The sequence below is a fragment of the Micromonospora humidisoli genome, assembly GCF_016900955.1.
Taxonomy (GTDB): domain Bacteria; phylum Actinomycetota; class Actinomycetes; order Mycobacteriales; family Micromonosporaceae; genus Micromonospora; species Micromonospora wenchangensis.
In genome coordinates this window covers 240,792-257,488 of the sequence record NZ_JAFEUO010000002.1, presented here as the reverse complement: position 1 = coordinate 257,488, position 16,697 = coordinate 240,792, and the positions used below count along the sequence as shown (strand labels likewise).

Sequence of the window (16,697 nt, the reverse complement as noted above, 5' to 3'; positions counted from 1 at the left end):
ATCACCCGTCGATTAGGTTCTCGGTCCGACGCACGGGACCGAACTGTCACGCCATCCCCGACCCCCTGCGCCGCCGCCGGAGGAGACAACCATGACCGTTCCCGCCTCGCGGGTCCGTCGACGGCCCAGGACACCGGGCCGCCTGTTGCCGCTGTTACTCGCCACTGCGCTGCTGCTGCCGGTGGCGTTCCTCGTCGTACAGGGCCACCAGCTCGTGGACACCGACCGCGAGCTGGCCGAACGGGAACGGCTCGGCGTCGAGTACCTGCGCGCCCTCGGCCCGGTCACCGAGGCGCTGGTCGACGCGCAGACCGCCGCCGTCGCCTCCCGCCCGGTGCCCCGCGACGCCCTGGACCGAGCCGTGGAGGCGGCCGCGGCGGTCGACGCCCGGGTCGGCGGCGAACTGCGCAGCACCGAACGGTGGGCCGGCCTGCGGGCGAAACTGGAGGGCCTGCCCAGCCGGTCGCTCACCGACCCGGAAACCGCCTTCACCGCGTACGGCGAGGTCACCGACCTGCTGCTCGCCCTGCACGGCAAGATCCGCGAAACCTCCGGCCTGATCCGCGACCCCGGCTCCGACTCGTACTTCCTGCAGGACGGCGTCGGCGAGGAGATGCCGGAGGCGACGGTCGCCGCCGGACGCCTCGTCGACCTGGCCGTGCTGGCACAGCGACGCCCCGCCGCCGACCAGGCCCGCACCGTGGGTGAGCTGGCCACCCTCCGGTTCGCCGCCCTGCAACCGGCCGGTGACCTGGTCAACGACCTCCAGACGGTGGTCGACACCTCGGAGAGCGCCGACATCGGCGCCGACGTGCTCACCCCGTTCGACAAGTACCAGCGGGCCGTCGAGGCCCTGGGGGCGCTGTCCCAGCCCCGGGGCCGGACCCAGGAGCTGGACGTGGCGAAACTCGCCGCCGCCCGGACCCAGGCGCAGACCGCCGCCCGGGAACTCCAGCCGGTCCTGCTCGACGAGATCGACCGGCTGCTGCGGCAGCGCATCGACCAGCTCGACCGCGACGCCCTACTGATCCTCGCCGCCGGTGGGGTGGCCGGGCTGCTGCTGGTGGCGCTCGGCGCGAGCGGTTGGCTGCCGACCCGCCGCCGCGAACGCCCCACGGGCCGGGGCAACCCACCGGGCGGAGAGCCCGCCGACGCCACCGCGCCCACCCCATGGGAACCGCCGACGCCGCCCGGTCGCCTGCCCGCCGGGCCGGTGCTCCAGCCGGCCGGCCGGGGCACCGAACCCGACAGGTGGAGGCCCTTCGATGCTGCTCGGTAGGCTGCGGATCCGGGGCAAGCTTGCCCTGCTGGTGGTCGTCCCGCTGCTCTGCATGGCCGGGCTCACGGTGCCGGTGGTCTGGGAACGCGCCACCGAGGCCCAGCGGGCCGGCGACACCGCCGACCGGGTCCGGATCGCCAGCCGGGTCGGCACGATCCTGCAACACCTCCAGCAGGAACGCCTGCTCGCCGTCGGCCTGCTGCTCGGGCAGGTCCAACGCACCGACCTCGTGCAGAAGATCGCCGAGGTGGACGACCGGGTCGCCGACCTGCGCTCCGACCTCGGCGACGACCTACCCGCCGAGGTCGACACCGCCCTCGACGGGGTACGCCAGCTGGCCACGCTGCGGACGGCGGCGGTCGCCGGGCAGACCGGCCCCGACCAGCTCATGGCCGGGTACGGGCCGGTGAACACCGCCCTGATCGACTCGCTGCGACTGCGGCTCAACGCGGACACCCGCACCCCGGCCGGACGACAGGTGCTCGCCCTGGACGGCCTGCTGCGCACCGGCGAGAGCCTCAGCGCCGGGGCCACCCTGATCGTGCTGGTCGCCGCCCGACCCAACGCCCAGACCGTCACCGCCTACGTGGCCAACTTCGCCGTCCTCTCCGACGAGAGCGCCAGGCTCCAGGCCCTGGTCACCCCCGAGCAGCTCGACCTGCTCACCCTGGAGGAGATCGCGGTCGCCAACCGCACCGGGCCGAACTTCATCGACCAGAGCGCCGTCGACCCGGCCACCGCCATCGGCGCACTGGACGTGGCGACCCTCTTCCCCACCGTTGGCTCGATGATCACGCTAGGCCAGTTCGTCGAGAAGAAACTGGCCGCCGACGTCACCGCCGAGGTACGCGCCGACCGGCAGGTGGCGCTCGCCGGGGCGTACTGGGTGACGCTGCTGATGGTGACCATCCTGATCGCGGTCATCCTGCTCACCATGGCGGTCGGCCGGGCGGTGGCCCGACCGCTCACCCGGCTCACCCGCTCCGCCGACCGGGTCGCCCGGGTCGCCGAGTCCGAACTGGTCCGGGTCGCCGACGACGAGTCCGAAACCACCCCACCGGTACGCCTCGACCCGGTCGACGTGGGTGCCCGGGACGAGATCGGCGACCTGGCCCGCGCCTTCGAACGGGTGCAGAACACCGCCGCCCGGCTGGTGGAACGGCAGGTGGCCAGCCGCCGCAACGTGGCCCAGATGTTCGGCCACGTCGGGCGGCGTACCCAGAACCTGGTCGGCCGGCAGATCGCCCTGATCGACCGGCTGGAGCAGCAGGAGACCGAGCCGGGCCGGCTGGAACACCTGTACCGGCTCGACCACATCTCCAGCCGGCTGCGCCGCAACGCGGGCAGCCTGGTGGTGCTCTCCGGCGCGACCGGTGACGACGCGCACGTCGCACCGGTCCCGGTCGCCGACGTGGTCCGGTTGGCCCTCGGTGAGATCGAGGACTACACCCGGGTGGACGTGCAGGTCCCGCCGGAGGTCGTCGCCGCACCGGCGATCGTCGGTGACCTGGTGCTGACGCTGGCCGAGCTGATGGAGAACGCCACCGTGTTCTCCCCGCCGCACACCCGGGTCGTGGTCACCGCCGAGACGACCGACGACGGCGCCCGGCTGGCCGTCATCGACCAGGGCATCGGGATGAGCGGGCAACGGCTCGCCGAGGAGAACGCCCGGTTCACCCGCCGGGAACGGCTGGACCTGGCCCCGTCCGAGGTGCTGGGGCTCTTCGTGGTGGGTCGGCTCGCCCGCCGGCACGGCTGGACGGTGGAACTCGCCGCCACCCCGGGCGGCGGGGTGACCGCCAGCCTGGCGCTTCCCGGCTCAGCCCTGGCCCGCCCCGCGACCGGGCGTGGCGGGGAACCCGTCAACCGGGTCGCGCTGCCGGCGCGGGAACGACCCGTGACGACCCCGCCGGCCGGACTGCCGACGCGGGAACGACCCGGACCGACCGGCCCGGCCACCGGGCCCGGTACCGACGTTCCCCTGCGGACCGGCCGCACGCCGGTCGTGCTCGACGCCGGTCCGGCCCGGCCGACGGTCGACGCGGCGTCGGCCCGGCCGGTGGTCGACGCCACGGCGCTGCCCGGGTTCGATCCCACGCTGCTCAGCAAGGCGACCAGGAGCATGGCGGCCACCGGCCCCTGGGACGCGTTCAGCACCGCGCCGGCCGACCAGGAGCCGTCCCGTGCCTCCGGCGGCGACCCGGACGTGGCCCGTCCCACCGGCGGCGAACCGGCCGGGACGACGACGGTGCTGCCGGCCCGGGGCACCGCCCCGGTGGCCGACGCGCCCCGCCCGGCGGTCCCGCAGGCCGTCGGACTCCCCACGGTGGGGCAGACCACCGCGCCCACGGCGGACCGACCGGCCCCGCTGCCCGGCATCCGGCAGCGGGTCCCCGGGGCCAGCCTGCCCCGCACCGCACCTGTCGTCGGGCCGGTCGACGGCAGCCGGGCCGACCCGGACGCCGCGCGGGCCCTGGTCGAGCAGTTCCAGTCCGGGGTGCACCGGGCCGAACAGGCCGGGCCGACCGCCGCGCCCGTCGCCGCCCGACCCGCCGCCACCCAGCCCGCTGCCACCCGACCCCCTGCGGCCCAGCCCTCCGCCGAACCGGCGGTGCCCCGGCTGACCCGGCGGATCCCGGGCGCCAACCTGGTCGTCTCACCGCCCCGGCAGGCACCCAGCCAGAATCCGGGAGATCCGGGCGAGGTCCGCGATCTCATCAACGCGTTCGAGACGGGCGTCGCCCGCGCTCTGCGCGAAGTCCGCACCGACCACCGCACTGAAGAAGGAACGACACGGTGACCAGCCCGCACGTACACGAGAACGTCGACTACCAGAACCATCCCGCCGGGGATCTCAGCCCGGAGGCGCGCACGTTCAACTGGCTGTTGGACTCGTTCACCTCCAGCACCGCCGGCGTCCTGGAGGCCATCGCGGTCTCCTCCGACGGGCTGCTGATGGCCATGTCGTCGATCAAGGACCGGTCCAACGCGGAACGCCTCGCCGCCGTCGTCTCCGGCATGACCAGCCTGGCCGGGGGTGCCGCCAGCTGGTACGCCCTCGGCGGGCTCAACCGGGTGATCGTGGACATGGCCGACGGCTACCTGCTGATCACGGCGATCAGCAGCGGTTCCGTGCTGGGCGTGATCGCCGACCGGTCGGCGAACCTGGGCACCGTCGCGTACGAGATGACGCTCTTCGCCGGCCGGGCCGGCGGCGCGCTGACACCGAGACTCATCGCCGAGCTGAAGAACGCCGTTCAGCAATGACCCGGGACGCCGCCGGCGAGGAACCGGAACCCGAACCCATGGTCCGGGTCCGCCCCTACCTGCGGATTCCGATCGGCGACGCGACACCGACGCCCGCGCCCGAGCCGGAGGCCGACCGCCCGGCCAGCCCTCGTCCGTTCGTGCTGACCGCCGGGCGGGTGGCCGGCGCGGACCCGGCGATCGGCCTGGAGACCCAGGTCACCGCCCGGTCCGGGCCGGGCCGGGCCGCCGCCGTGGCGGCCCTGCTGGCCCCCGAGTTGCAGGCGATCGTCGCCCTGTGCGGCGAGCCGATCTCGGTGGCGGAGATCTCCGCCCGGATGCGGCTGCAACTCGGCGTGACCCGGGTGCTGGTCGGTGACCTGCGGGCCGCCGGCCATCTCGACGTGCACGTCGGCGTCGTCGACGACGCATTTGACCCCGACCTCATCCTGCGAGTGATTGATGGACTCCGTGCGATCTCCTGAATGGCCGGTCGCCCCGCTCGGCGGGCTCGCCGCGAACAGTGCCTCCGCCCGCTACGGACAGCCCGTGGGCGGCCCTCCGACGGTGCCGCAGCACCTGGGCGCGCCACCGCCGTACCGACCACCGGCGGCGTCGGCGACACCGACGACGGACACCCGCAGCGGCCCGCCGACCGCTCCGCCGATCCCGGTCAAGCTGCTCATCGCCGGGGGGTTCGGAGTGGGCAAGACGACCACGGTCGGTGCCATCTCCGAGATCGCTCCGCTGACCACCGAGGCCGAGATGACCAGCGCCGGGATCGGGGTGGACGACCCGGGGGCCCGCAGCGGGAAGACCACCACCACGGTGGCGATGGACTTCGGCTGCGTGACCATCGACCGGAGCCTGAAGCTCTACCTGTTCGGCACGCCCGGCCAGGACCGGTTCGGTTTCATGTGGGACGACCTGGCACGGGGCGCGCTCGGCGCGTTGGTGGTGGTGGACAGCTCCCGGCTGGACGACTGCTACCCGGCGATCGACTTCTTCGAGCGGGCCGGCCTGCCCTTCGTGGTCGGGGTGAACACCTTCGACGGCCGGCTGACCCACGAGCTGGGGGCGATCCGGTGGGCGCTGGCGATCGGTGACCACGTGCCGCTGGTGCAGTTCGATGCCCGGGAACGGCTGTCGGTGCGGGACGCCCTGCTGGTCGTCCTGGACCGGGCGCTGGACCGGGCGGTACGGGAGAAGGGCGCCTGACCGAACCGACGCCCGGTCGTTTCATCGGAGAGGGGGACGTGATGAGGGGTGGTCTGGACGAGACACTGGCCCGGTTGGCCCGCCGTGAGGAGGCCCGCCGCCGCCGGTCGGCCGATCCGGAGGCCGACGACGGTGGACCGACCCTGGCCTTCGGGGCCACCGGCCACCCGCCCACCACCCCGGCCAGCCCTGGGCCGGGAGCGACGCAACAGGCACGCCCGGGGCCGACCGCCACCGAGCCGACGCGCTCCGCGCCGGGACCCGCGACGCCGGCGGCCGGCGAACTGGCCCGGACCGGGTCCGGGTGGGCCGGGCCGGTGCCCGCCGCCGACGGCGACCCGGTGGAGGAGGTGGCCGAGGCCGTCCGCCGGGTGGTGGCCGCCCGTCCCGGGCTGACCGTGGTGCTGCGTGTCGAGTACGCGGGACGCACGTACCCGCTGCGCATCGAGCAGGCGCAGCCCACGGCCCGTAACGAGCGGCCGGGCACCGGGCCCCGCACCGAAGGACCGGAGAACGGGGCACGCAACGAGCGGCCGGAGGTCGGGGCACGGGCGGGTGTCGACCCGTCGGCCGCCCCGCCGCCGGCCTGGCCGCTGGCCGACCAGACTCCGCCGGCGTGGACACCGGCCCGGGAGATGCCGGGTGTCGATCCGGCCGCCCGGCTCGCCGAGTTGATCAGGCGGGACCCGACGCTGCTCGACAGCGACACCTGACGGTACGACCGGGGCGCGGGACCCCGCGTCACCGGCCGGCCGGGCGGCTGGCCTGGGCGGTCGTACCGGATGACCACGGGCGTCGGCGGCGGCGGGCGGCTACTGTCGGGCGATGCCCGCACCGGATCTGACCCTGACCGCCAGTCTGCGCCCGGCCGCGCTGGACGCCCGACGTGGCATCGTCCGGCTGCATCCGGAGGTGCTCACCGCCCTGGCCCTGCGCCCCGGGGACCCGGTGCGGCTGGCCGGTAGGCGGGTCACCGCCGGGATCGTCGCGCCCGCCGAGCCGACCGCCAGCGCCGCTCTGCTCTACGCCGACGACCTGACGCTGGGCAACCTCGGGCTACGCGACGGCGGTCAGGTGACTGTCGGTCCCGCCCCGGTGACCTCGGCCCGTCGGGTGACCCTGGCCGGCCCGGTGTCGGTGCTCGCCGCGGTGTCCCCGGAGATGCTCCGGCTCGCCCTGCTCGGCAAGGTCGTCACCGAGGGTGACAACGTCTCGCTGCTCCCCCAGGACGTGCTCCCCGACGCCTCGGTGCGCGGTCTGGTCGAGGCCGCCCGCCGCAGTCTCGCCAACACCGTCGGGTACGCCTGGACGAGCACCCTGTTGACCGTGGTCGCTGCCGACCCGCAGACCGGTGGCCTGGTCACCATGGACACCGTGGTCGGTTGGGAACACGGCCAGGTCACCCACGGTTCGTCCGGTCCGGGCGGTGGCGGGCCGGGCTCGGCCGGCCGCGCCGGGACGGCTCCGGCCGGCAGCCCGACGGGCCCGACCGGAGAGGCCGAGAGGGCCGGGCAGGCCGGCGGGGCCGGGGAGGCCGGCGGGGCCGGGCACGACGACGACGTGCCGCACGTGGACGAACTGCCCGGCCTGCGGGCCCAGGCCGAGCAGCTGACCGAACTGCTGGACCTCGGCTTCCACCACCGGGAGGTGCTGGGGCGGCTGGGCACCACGGTCTCGCTCGGTGTGCTGCTCAGCGGGCCGGCCGGCTCGGGCAAGTCGGCGCTGGTGCGGGCGGTGGCCAAGACGGTCGGTGCCCGGGTACGCCCGCTGTGGGCGCCGGAACTCGCCGCGCTGACCAACGACGCGGCGGCCCGACGGCTGCGCGACACCGTCGCCGAGCTGGCCTCGGGCGGGCCGACCGTGCTGCTGGTCACCGACGTGGAGGCGCTGGCCCCGGCCGAGGACGCCGGGCCGCTGGCCACCGTGTTCCGGCAGGTGCTCGCCGGGGCCGTCCGGTCGGGTACGGCGGTGGTGTGCACCACCTCGCGGCCGGAGTCGGTCGACCCGGGGTTGCGCGCGCCGGATCTGCTGTCGATGCGGATCTCGGTGCCGCTGCCCGACCCGGCGTTGCGTCGGGAGCAGTTGACCGTGCTGACCCGGCAGGTGCCGCTGGCCGAGGACGTCCGGCTCGACGAGGTGGCGGGGCGTACCCCCGGGTTCGTCGCCGCCGACCTGGCCGCGCTGGTCCGCGAGGCCGGGGTGCGGGCGGCGCTGCGGCAGAAGACGGCGCAGACGCCGACGGTGGCGATGGCCGACTTCACGGCGGCGCTGGAGGTGGTCCGGCCGACCACCATGGCGGCGTCCACGCTGGAGCTGGCGACGGTCACCCTGGACGACGTCGGCGGTCTCGGCGAGGTGAAGCAGACCCTCACCGAGTCGGTGCTCTGGCCGCTGACCTACCCGGACACCTTCGCCCGGCTGGGGGTGCAGCCGCCCCGGGGGGTGCTGCTCTACGGGCCGCCCGGGTGCGGCAAGACCTACCTGGTGACCGCCCTGGCCGGCACCGGACGGGCGAACGTGCTGTCGGTGAAGGGTGCCGAACTGTTGTCCAAGTGGGTCGGCGAGAGCGAGCGGGCCGTACGGGAGCTGTTCCGCCGGGCCCGCGAGGCCGCGCCGACGCTGGTCTTCCTCGACGAGATGGACGCGCTGGCCCCGGTGCGCGGCCAGGCCACCGACGGCGGTACGACCGACCGGGTGGTGGCCGCCCTGCTGACCGAGCTGGACGGGGTGGAGGCGCTGCGCAACGTCGTGGTGATCGGGGCGACCAACCGGCCGGACCTGGTCGACCCGGCCCTGCTGCGCCCCGGCCGGCTGGAACGGCTGGTGTACGTGCCGCCGCCGGACGGCCCGGCCCGCGCGGAGATCCTGCGGGCCGCGTCCCGTGCCGTGCCGCTCGCCGGGGACGTCGACCTGGCGGCGCTCGGCGAGGAGCTGACCGGCTTCTCGGCAGCGGACTGCGCGGCGCTGGTGCGGGAGGCGGCGCTGGCCGCGATGCGGGAGTCGCTGTCGGCCGCCACGGTCACCGCCGCGCACGTCGCCACCGCCCGGGACCGCGTCCGCCCCTCGCTGGACCCGGAGCAGGTCGCCTGGCTGGCCGCCTACGCCGACAAGCACGCAGGCTGATCCTGCTGGTGTCGCCCGTGGGGTGCTGCGCGGACCGGCGGTCCGCGGGGTCAGCCCTCGGCCGGGCCAGCCGACGGCGGGGTCAGCCGGCGGCGGGGGGCGTCGCGTCGAGTGAGATCTCCGCGTACACCTTGTGGTCGTCTTCGCGGAGCTTGGCGCCGCAGTTGCGCAGCACCGCGACGGCCCCCAGGTTGTCCGGGGTGGTCTCGGCGACGACGGAGTGCATGCCGGCCGCCGCTGCGGCGTTGAGCAGTTGCCGCAGGGCCGCCGCGCCGAGCCCCTGGCCCCGGGCCGACCGGCCGAGCCACATTCCGGTCTCGACCACGCCGGGAGCGTCGCAGCGGGTCATCCGGATCATGCCGACGACCTCGCCGCCGGCGCACACGGCGAACATCAGGGTGCGGGTCGGGCCGTCCAGCCCGCCGAAGCTGGCCCGGTGGAAATCCCGGAACGCCTCCCGGCGGGCCAGCGACCAGCCGGCGGGGGCGTCGACCGGGGGCATGACGTCAATCGGCTCCGCCTCGGCCGCCGCTACGGAGAGCAACGATTCCAGGTTCGCCTCGTCCACCGGCTCCAGCCGTACCGTGCCTGCCACGTGCCGCAGTCTGCCGCCCGTAGCGGCCGTCGTCCACCTCTTTGGCCGGTGACTGGCGGTCTGGTCGCAGGTCTCGGCCGGTCGTCCCATCGGAGCGGGCAACCTCACGCTCCGCTGTCGGTGCGCGCGGGTCTCAGCGGCGGCGGTTGCGGGCGCGGGAGGCGCGCAGCCGGCGGAGCCGACCGATCAGCAGCGGCTCGGCGGCCAGCGCGGCCGGGCGGTCCAGCAGGGCGTTGAGCAACTGGTAGTAACGGGTCGCGGACAGCCCGAAGGTGTCCCGGATGGCCTGTTCCTTGGCCCCGGCGTGCCGCCACCACTGCTGTTCGAAGGCGAGGATCGACCGCTCCCGCTCGGTCAGCTCGTCGCCGGCCGCCGCCCGTGCACCGGCCGACCCGGCCTCCGGCCCGGACCGGGGCGACGGCACGTCGGTGTCCGGGGTCGGTCGGGGTGCGGGCAGGTCACCCTCCGGCAGGTCACCCTCCGGAGCCGGTCGGGGCGCGGGCACCGGCGGCGGCGTGGACCGGGCGTCGGTGGGCGGTGTGGGGTCGGTGGGCGGCATGGCGTCGGTGGGCGGCGGCACGGCGCTCCTCGGCAGGGTGGACGACCGGGCGTGCCGGCCGGGGAAGCCCAGCTTAACCAGGGTGGGCGACGCTTCCGGACGACGGACGGGCCCGGCCCGACACGTGGTCGACCCGGGCCCGTCACGATCGGGTGCCGCCCGAACCGGGCGGCACCCGGATCAGGTGATGTCCCGCCGGCGCATCATCCAGAACGCGGCGACCATCACCACGGCGGTGCCGATGCCGAACACCAGCGCCGAGTCCTGCCAGGTCACCAGCAGTTCCTTGGGCGTGCACTCGCCCTGGACGAGCTCGCAGGAGCGGTAGTCGACGAGCGCCCACTGCTTCTGGAACCAGGCCAGCGCGTAGGTGGACAGCACCCACCGGTCACCGAAGCGCACCTCGGCGATCGTCGTGGCGATCCGGATGCCGATCTCACTGATCACCCCGGCGCCCACGGCCACCCCCAGGGCCATCGCCGTGTGCCGGCCCAGGGACGCCAGGGCGAAGGCCACCGCGCCGGCGGCGAGGATCATCGCCAGTGCCCGCAGGCCGCTGATCCCGGCGGACTGCCACACCCCGGAGGTGACCTTCTCGGTGGTCCCCCGGAAGCTGGCGATCAGCCAGAAGGCCAGCGTCCACAGCGCACCGAGCACCACCGTCACCCCGGTCAGCGTGGTGAGCACGGCGGCCAGCTTGGTGCCGAGCACGGTGAGCCGTTTCGGCCGCCACAGCAGCAGGTTCATCATCCCGCCGGTGCTCCACTCGGCCCCCACGAAGGAGGCGCCGATCAGGAAGCCGAACAGCGCCACCGCCCCGGCGAAGATGGCGATGAAGTTGCCGAACTCGGCCCGGAAGTCGAACTGGTAGGGCAGGTTCCACTTCGGGTCGAACATCTCGGCGGTGGGCTTCCAGTCCCGGCCGCAGTTCGGGCCGTACCGCTCGTCGGTCTGCTCGCCGCGCGCCTTGGCCGCGTCGCACTCGGCGATCGAACGCTCCCACTCCCGGAGGGCGTCGCGGAAGTTCGCGTCCGACTCCGCCTGCGCCTGGGCGATCACGGCCGGCGAGAGTTTCTGGCTGGAGAAGGTGAAGGCGGTGACGATGCCGGCCAGGCCGAGGACGAGCAGGATCAGCATGACCCGGGTGAGCCGGCGCTTGGCCAGCCGACGTAGTTCGGTGACGTACAGGCTCATGCGCCCCACCCTCCCGTGGTGCCGGCGGTGCGGCCCGGCTCGCCGATCGTGGCGGACTGGTCGACCTGGCGGTGCTGACCGGGGACCGGTGCGGTGGCGGTGATCTCCAGGAAGACGCTCTCCAGGTCCACCGAGACCGGGGCCAGTTCGCTGACGTACAGGTGTTGTTCGGCGAGCAGCCGGCTGACCGTGGCCGGCTTGTCCACGCCGGCCAGCATCAGGTGGTCCGGGTGGCGGGTGACCGCGACGCCGGCCCGGCCGAGCAGGTCGGCGGCGGCGGCGAGGTCCTCGGCGGCGTCCAGCCGCACCCGTACGCCGCCGTGCGAGTGCTGGGCCAGCACCTGCTCCACCGGACCGGCGGCGACCCGGCGGCCCAGCGAGATGATGGTGACCTCGTCGCAGATGAGCTGGATCTCGCCGAGGATGTGGCTGGAGAGCACCACCGTCATCCCGGATTCGGCGAGGGTGCGCATCAGGGTGCGCATCTCCCGGATGCCGCCCGGGTCGAGGCCGTTGGCCGGCTCGTCGAGGATCAGCAGCTTGGGGTTCTTGAGCAGGGCGGACGCGACGGCGAGCCGCTGCTTCATGCCGAGTGAGTACGTCTTGACCCGCTCGGCAGCCCGGTCGCGCAGCCCGACGAGTTCGAGCACCTCGTCGACCCGTACGGCGGGGACGTCGCCGGCCCCGGCCAGCAGGGACAGGGTGTCCCGGGCGGAGAAGTGCGGGAAGAACTGCGGGCTCTCCACGATCGCGCCGACCTGACCGGCGACGGTGGGCAGTGCGCCGGGCACCTCGTGCCCGAGGACGGCCATCCGCCCACCGTCGGGCTGGATCAGCCCGAGCAGGGTACGCAGGGTGGTGGTCTTGCCCGACCCGTTGGGGCCGAGGAAGCCGTGCACCTGGCCGGCCTCCACCCGCATGTCGAAGCCGTCCAGCGCGTTGCGGACCCCACGCCGGCGGCTCTTGTACGTCTTACGTAGACCTTCGATCTCCAGGACAGCCGACAAGCTGCGCCTCCCCCGATGGTGGCTGATGACAGCGGTCACCATACTCGGTATACCCGGGAGGGCAATACCCGGTATGCATCGGCGCTCGATTACTACCGACGGTGTACCGACGGGTCACTCAGGCACAGATGACGGCCACTCCGGCGGCGCGGAACGCATCGACCAGTTCCGGGGCCGCCCCGGAGTCGGTCACCAGGGTCTCCACCCGCTCCACCGGGCAGATCCGGGCGAAGGCGTGACCGCCCAGCTTGGACGAGTCCGCGATGATCACGACCCGTTTGGCCCGCGCCACCATCAGGTTGTTCATCGCCGCCTCCCCCTCGTGGTGGGCGGCGGCACCCAGCTGCGGATCGAGCGCGTCCACGCCCAACAGGGCGACGTCCAGGGTGACCTCGCGCAGCAACGCCCCACCGAGCGGCCCGACCAGTTCGAACGACTTCGGCCGCACCACACCCCCGGCGACCACCACCTTCATCCGGGAGCGGACCAGCAGTTCGTTGGCGATGTTCAGGGCGTTGGTGACCACGGTGAGCTGGGCACCCTCGGCGTTGGTGTTCAGATCCGGCCGGACGGCCAGGGCGCGGGCCACCTCGGTGCTGGTGGTGCCGCCGTTGAGGCCGACCACGGTGCCCGGCGACACGAGCGCGGCGGCGGCGGCCCCGATCCGCTGCTTCTCGGCCGAGTGCTTGGCCGTCTTGTAGCGCAGCGGCAGGTCGTAGGACACACCGTTGGCGACCGCGCCGCCCCGGGTCCGGGTGATCATCTGCTGCTGGGCGAGCTGGTCGAAGTCGCGGCGGATGGTGGCCTGGGAGACGTCCAGCCGCTCGGCGGCCTCCTCGACGCTGACCCGACCGCTGTCGGTGAGCATTTCGAGCAGAGCGTTCCACCTGGCGTACCGGTCCACGGGGGGCCTCCGACTCTGCACGAAGGGTGATCGAATGCGTGCACAGTAGTGCGCGAAACTCCCGGTACGCAAAACCATCGACTGCGCGATCCGGGGGCAGGTTGCCACGCGCACCTCGTTTCGCGCAGAATAACGCGCGAAAGACGGTGGTAATGAGCCGTATTGCGCACCTCCCTCCCCTGTGCGAGGAGTTCCCCATGGCGTACGTCGACGCGGAGATCGCCAGCCAGCCCGACTGCTGGCGGGAGGCGGCCCGACTGGCCGGCACCGTCGCCGGCACCCTTCCCCGCCCCGGCGAGCGGGTCGCCGTCGTCGGGTGCGGCACGTCGTGGTTCATGGCCATGGCGTACGCCGGGCTGCGCGAACGGGCCGGCCACGGCGAGACCGACGCCTTCCAGGCCAGCGAGTTCCCCGCCGACCGCCGCTACGACCGGCTGATCGCCATCACCCGCTCCGGCACCACCACCGAAGTCCTCGACCTGCTCGCCGCGCTGCACGGGCGGACCCCCACCACCGTCCTGGTCGGCGACCCCGGCTCGCCCGCCGTCACGTTCGCCGACACGGCCGTGCCGATGCCCTTCGCCGACGAGCGTTCGGTGGTGCAGACCCGGTTCGCCACCACCGCCCTGGCCCTGCTCCGCGCCCACCTCGGCGACAACGTCGAGGCGCTGGCCGCCGACGCCGAGGTCGCCGTCCGCGCCCCGCTGCCGCTCGACCCGGCCCGCATCGACCAGGCCACCTTCCTCGGTCGCGGCTGGACGGTCGGGCTGGCCCAGGAGGCAGCGCTGAAGTGCCGTGAGGCGGCCACCTTCTGGGCCGAGGCGTACCCGGCGATGGACTACCGGCACGGCCCCATCTCGATCGCCGGCCCCGGCCGGCTGGTCTGGGCGTTCGGTGAGCTGCCCGAGGGCCTGCCGGAGGACGTGGCGGCAACCGGGGCGGCGTTCGTGCACAGCCGGCACCACGGCTGCCACACCGTGCTCGGCAGTTGGGCGGCCGGCCGGACCCCGGTCGACCCGATGGCCGACCTGATCCTCGCCCAACGCTTCGCGGTGGCCCTGGCGACCAGCCGGGGGCTGGACCCGGACGCGCCCCGCCACCTGACCCGCTCCGTGGTGCTGGCATGACCGACGGGCCGCCGGGCGACGACCGGGTCGTCGTCGCGCTGGACGTCGGCGGCACCGGCATGAAGTGCGCCCTGGTCCGCCCGGACGGCAGCGTGCTGCACGCCGAACGGCACCCGACCGACGCCGGGCGCGGCCCGGACGCCGTGGTGGAGACCGTCCTGGCCGTCGCCGGGGGCCTGGCCGACCGGGCGCGTGCCGCCGGGTCGATCCCGGTGGCCTGCGGCGTCGCCGTGCCCGGGGTGGTCGACGAGGCCGCCGGGGTGGCGGTCTGGTCGGCCAACGTCGGCTTCCGGAACGTACCGCTGCGGGAGCTGGTGGGTGCGCGGCTCGGGCTGCCGGCGGCGCTCGGCCACGACGTGCGGGTGGGCGGGATCGCCGAGGCCCGGCTCGGCGCCGGCCGGGCGGCCCGGCACGTGCTCTTCGTCGCGATCGGCACCGGCATCGCCGCCGCGCACGTGGTCGCCGGGTCGGCCGCCGTCGGCGCGCACGGTGCCGCCGGCGAGATCGGCCACATCCTGGTACGCCCCGACGGCCCGCGCTGCGGCTGCGGCCGGACCGGCTGCCTGGAGGCCGTCTCGTCCGCCTCGGCCGTGGCCCGCCGCTACGCCGAACTGGCCGGGGCGACGGCGAGCGCGGCCGACGTGGCCGGGCGGGCGGCGGCCGGTGAGGAGCTGGCCGGGCGGGTGTGGCGGGAGGCCGTCGAGGCGCTCGCCGACGGGCTCGCCACCGGGCAGGCCCTCTACGACGTGGACACCATGGTCATCGGCGGCGGCCTGGCCCGGGCCGGCGGGCAGCTGCTCGACCCGCTCCGCGCCGCCCTGCACGAACGGATGACCTTCCATCGGGAGCCGCGCCTGGTCGCGGCGGCCCTGGGCGACGAGGCCGGCTGCCTCGGTGCGGCCCTGCTCGCCCTCGACAGTCTGGAGAGACGATGACCCAGCGGGTGACCGGCAAGGTGGTGACCCCGACCGGCGTGATCCGGCAGGGGTGCGTGGAGCTGGACGGCGAGCGGATCACCGCCGTCGCCGAGTACCCGGCCAAGCGCGACGGGCACTGGATCGTGCCGGGCTTCGTGGACATGCACACCCACGGCGGGGGCGGGCACACCTTCACCACCGGTGACGCCGACGCCGCCCGCGAGGCCGCCGCGTTCCATCTGCGGCACGGCACCACCACCCTGCTGGCCAGCCTGGTCAGCTCCCCGTTCGAGCTGATGCGGACGGCGACCGTCGCGTTCGCGCCGCTGGTCCGCGAGGGGGTGCTGGCCGGCGTCCACTTCGAGGGGCCGTACCTGTCGGCGGCCCGGTGCGGCGCGCAGAACCCGGAGTTCCTCCGCGACCCGGCCACCGACGAACTGGGCCGGCTCATCGCGGACGGCGACGGGACGGTCCGCATGGTCACCCTGGCCCCCGAGCGCCCCGGCGCGCTGGACGCCATCAAGCTGCTCGCCTCGCACGGGGTGGTCGCCGCCGTCGGCCACACCGACGCCACCTGGGAGCAGACCCGGGCCGCCGTCTCGGCCGGGGCCAGCGTCGGCACCCACCTGTTCAACGGGATGCGCCCGCTGCACCACCGCGAACCGGGCCCGGTGGTGGCCCTGCTGGAGGCCCCGAACGTGGTCTGCGAGCTGGTCGCCGACGGGGTGCACCTGCACGACGGGATGCTCAGCTTCGCCGCCACCGTGGCCGGCCCGGAGCGGATCGCCCTGGTCACCGACGCCATGGCCGCCGCCGGGATGCCCGACGGCGAGTACGAGCTGGGCGGCCAGCCGGTCGCCGTGGCCGACGGGGTGGCCCGGCTGGCCCGGGACGGCGCGATCGCCGGCAGCACCCTCACCATGGACGCGGCGCTGCGGCACGCCGTCACCGCCGGCATCCCGATCGTCGACGCGGTACGCATGGCCGCCACCACCCCGGCCCGTGCCATCGGCCTGGGCGACCGGATCGGCGCGCTCCAGCCGGGCCGCCGTGCGGACCTGGTGGTGCTCGACGACGAGCTGAACGTCGTCCGGGTGATGCGCGCCGGCAGCTGGCTCGACTGACCACTCCGCCCGCCCAGCTGGTGCGACACGGCGACGCGACGCGTCGGGCCTGGGCGGGACCTCGGTCATCCGCCATTCCGTAACGCGGCCCGCTGGCTCCCCGGCGACCTGCCCACAGGTGCGGACCGGCGAGCACCGGGGGTGCGGCGCGCGTCCTTTCGAGCTGATGACGTCAACGGTTCACGGGGCACCCGAAGACGCCGGTGCCCGAAGGACCACAGCGGACCGACGCATCGAACCCCGGTGTGGCGAAACGCGCCGCACCGGGTACCCGAGTCGTCCACGTCATCAGGTCTAAAGGACGCGCACCACACATCCTGACCGGCGGAGGCGCTGACGGCGGAGGCCTTGGCGGCAAAGGCCTTGGCGGCGGCGGTGTTGACGGCGGAGGCGTTGGCGGAGCC

15 protein-coding genes are annotated in these 16,697 nt (G+C 74.6%); 10 read left to right on the top strand and 5 right to left on the bottom strand.

Annotated features, from left to right (window positions below; translation table 11 throughout):
* The first annotated feature begins 91 nt into the window (after window positions 1-91).
* From JQN84_RS06540 to JQN84_RS06510, 7 genes are all read left to right on the top strand, one after another.
* Window positions 92-1,279, top strand: a complete 1,188-nt coding sequence (locus JQN84_RS06540; protein WP_204957535.1) for a hypothetical protein — start codon at window positions 92-94, stop codon at window positions 1,277-1,279.
* Window positions 1,266-4,079: a sensor histidine kinase gene (locus JQN84_RS06535; protein WP_204957534.1), complete on the top strand. Its 2,814-nt coding sequence runs from the start codon at window positions 1,266-1,268 to the stop codon at window positions 4,077-4,079. The genes JQN84_RS06540 and JQN84_RS06535 overlap by 14 nt, the downstream gene beginning before the upstream one ends.
* Window positions 4,076-4,546 carry a roadblock/LC7 domain-containing protein gene (locus tag JQN84_RS06530; RefSeq protein WP_067305308.1) on the top strand — a complete coding sequence of 157 codons (471 nt, stop codon included), beginning with the start codon at window positions 4,076-4,078 and terminating at the stop codon, window positions 4,544-4,546. The genes JQN84_RS06535 and JQN84_RS06530 overlap by 4 nt, the downstream gene beginning before the upstream one ends.
* Window positions 4,543-5,010 (top strand): DUF742 domain-containing protein, encoded by a 468-nt coding sequence (locus JQN84_RS06525; protein WP_204957533.1) that lies wholly within the window; start codon window positions 4,543-4,545, stop codon window positions 5,008-5,010. The genes JQN84_RS06530 and JQN84_RS06525 overlap by 4 nt, the downstream gene beginning before the upstream one ends.
* Entirely contained in the window at window positions 4,988-5,743 is a 756-nt protein-coding gene (locus JQN84_RS06520; RefSeq protein ID WP_204957532.1) for a GTP-binding protein, read from the top strand. The genes JQN84_RS06525 and JQN84_RS06520 overlap by 23 nt, the downstream gene beginning before the upstream one ends.
* Window positions 5,744-5,784: 41 nt before the next feature.
* The gene (locus tag JQN84_RS06515; protein ID WP_204957531.1) at window positions 5,785-6,456 is read left to right on the top strand and encodes a hypothetical protein; all 672 of its coding nucleotides are present in this window, start codon (window positions 5,785-5,787) and stop codon (window positions 6,454-6,456) included.
* A 112-nt stretch (window positions 6,457-6,568) separates the two neighbouring features.
* Window positions 6,569-8,866: an AAA family ATPase gene (locus tag JQN84_RS06510; RefSeq protein WP_204957530.1), complete on the top strand. Its 2,298-nt coding sequence runs from the start codon at window positions 6,569-6,571 to the stop codon at window positions 8,864-8,866.
* Between the two features lie 82 nt (window positions 8,867-8,948).
* On the opposite strand, the gene JQN84_RS06505 is transcribed toward JQN84_RS06510, so the two are convergent.
* The 5 genes from JQN84_RS06505 to JQN84_RS06485 form a co-directional block, all read right to left on the bottom strand.
* The gene (locus JQN84_RS06505; protein WP_204957529.1) at window positions 8,949-9,461 is read right to left on the bottom strand and encodes a GNAT family N-acetyltransferase; all 513 of its coding nucleotides are present in this window, start codon (window positions 9,459-9,461) and stop codon (window positions 8,949-8,951) included.
* 133 nt (window positions 9,462-9,594) lie between these two features.
* Complete coding sequence (locus JQN84_RS06500; RefSeq protein WP_307821049.1) at window positions 9,595-10,041, bottom strand: DUF3263 domain-containing protein; 447 nt, start codon at window positions 10,039-10,041, stop codon at window positions 9,595-9,597.
* A gap of 159 nt (window positions 10,042-10,200) precedes the next feature.
* The gene (locus JQN84_RS06495) at window positions 10,201-11,214 is read right to left on the bottom strand and encodes an ABC transporter permease (protein WP_204957528.1); all 1,014 of its coding nucleotides are present in this window, start codon (window positions 11,212-11,214) and stop codon (window positions 10,201-10,203) included.
* Window positions 11,211-12,221, bottom strand: a complete 1,011-nt coding sequence (locus JQN84_RS06490; protein WP_204957527.1) for an ABC transporter ATP-binding protein — start codon at window positions 12,219-12,221, stop codon at window positions 11,211-11,213. Before JQN84_RS06490 ends, JQN84_RS06495 begins: the two co-directional genes overlap by 4 nt.
* Before the next feature lie 118 nt (window positions 12,222-12,339).
* The gene (locus JQN84_RS06485) at window positions 12,340-13,125 is read right to left on the bottom strand and encodes a DeoR/GlpR family DNA-binding transcription regulator (RefSeq protein WP_204957526.1); all 786 of its coding nucleotides are present in this window, start codon (window positions 13,123-13,125) and stop codon (window positions 12,340-12,342) included.
* A gap of 197 nt (window positions 13,126-13,322) precedes the next feature.
* Here JQN84_RS06485 and JQN84_RS06480 point away from each other — a divergent pair, with 197 nt between their 5' ends.
* From JQN84_RS06480 to nagA, 3 genes are read left to right on the top strand one after another with little or no spacing between them, the layout of a single operon-like run.
* Complete coding sequence (locus JQN84_RS06480; RefSeq protein ID WP_204957525.1) at window positions 13,323-14,252, top strand: SIS domain-containing protein; 930 nt, start codon at window positions 13,323-13,325, stop codon at window positions 14,250-14,252.
* Window positions 14,249-15,187, top strand: a complete 939-nt coding sequence (locus JQN84_RS06475) for an ROK family protein (protein ID WP_204957524.1) — start codon at window positions 14,249-14,251, stop codon at window positions 15,185-15,187. Before JQN84_RS06480 ends, JQN84_RS06475 begins: the two co-directional genes overlap by 4 nt.
* Window positions 15,184-16,293 carry an N-acetylglucosamine-6-phosphate deacetylase gene (nagA, locus tag JQN84_RS06470; protein WP_204957523.1) on the top strand — a complete coding sequence of 370 codons (1,110 nt, stop codon included), beginning with the start codon at window positions 15,184-15,186 and terminating at the stop codon, window positions 16,291-16,293. Before JQN84_RS06475 ends, nagA begins: the two co-directional genes overlap by 4 nt.
* Window positions 16,294-16,697 lie beyond the last annotated feature (404 nt).

Excerpts from the sequence above, each read along its gene's own strand:
- JQN84_RS06540 (WP_204957535.1), top strand. The coding sequence starts at position 92 with ATGACCGTTCCCGCCTCGCGGGTCCGTCGACGGCCCAGGACACCGGGC.
- JQN84_RS06535 (WP_204957534.1), top strand. The coding sequence starts at position 1,266 with ATGCTGCTCGGTAGGCTGCGGATCCGGGGCAAGCTTGCCCTGCTGGTG.
- JQN84_RS06525 (WP_204957533.1), top strand. The coding sequence starts at position 4,543 with ATGACCCGGGACGCCGCCGGCGAGGAACCGGAACCCGAACCCATGGTC.
- JQN84_RS06520 (WP_204957532.1), top strand. The coding sequence starts at position 4,988 with ATGGACTCCGTGCGATCTCCTGAATGGCCGGTCGCCCCGCTCGGCGGG.
- JQN84_RS06515 (WP_204957531.1), top strand. The coding sequence starts at position 5,785 with ATGAGGGGTGGTCTGGACGAGACACTGGCCCGGTTGGCCCGCCGTGAG.
- JQN84_RS06510 (WP_204957530.1), top strand. The coding sequence starts at position 6,569 with ATGCCCGCACCGGATCTGACCCTGACCGCCAGTCTGCGCCCGGCCGCG.
- JQN84_RS06495 (WP_204957528.1), bottom strand. The coding sequence starts at position 11,214 with ATGAGCCTGTACGTCACCGAACTACGTCGGCTGGCCAAGCGCCGGCTC.
- JQN84_RS06480 (WP_204957525.1), top strand. The coding sequence starts at position 13,323 with ATGGCGTACGTCGACGCGGAGATCGCCAGCCAGCCCGACTGCTGGCGG.
- JQN84_RS06475 (WP_204957524.1), top strand. The coding sequence starts at position 14,249 with ATGACCGACGGGCCGCCGGGCGACGACCGGGTCGTCGTCGCGCTGGAC.
- nagA (WP_204957523.1), top strand. The coding sequence starts at position 15,184 with ATGACCCAGCGGGTGACCGGCAAGGTGGTGACCCCGACCGGCGTGATC.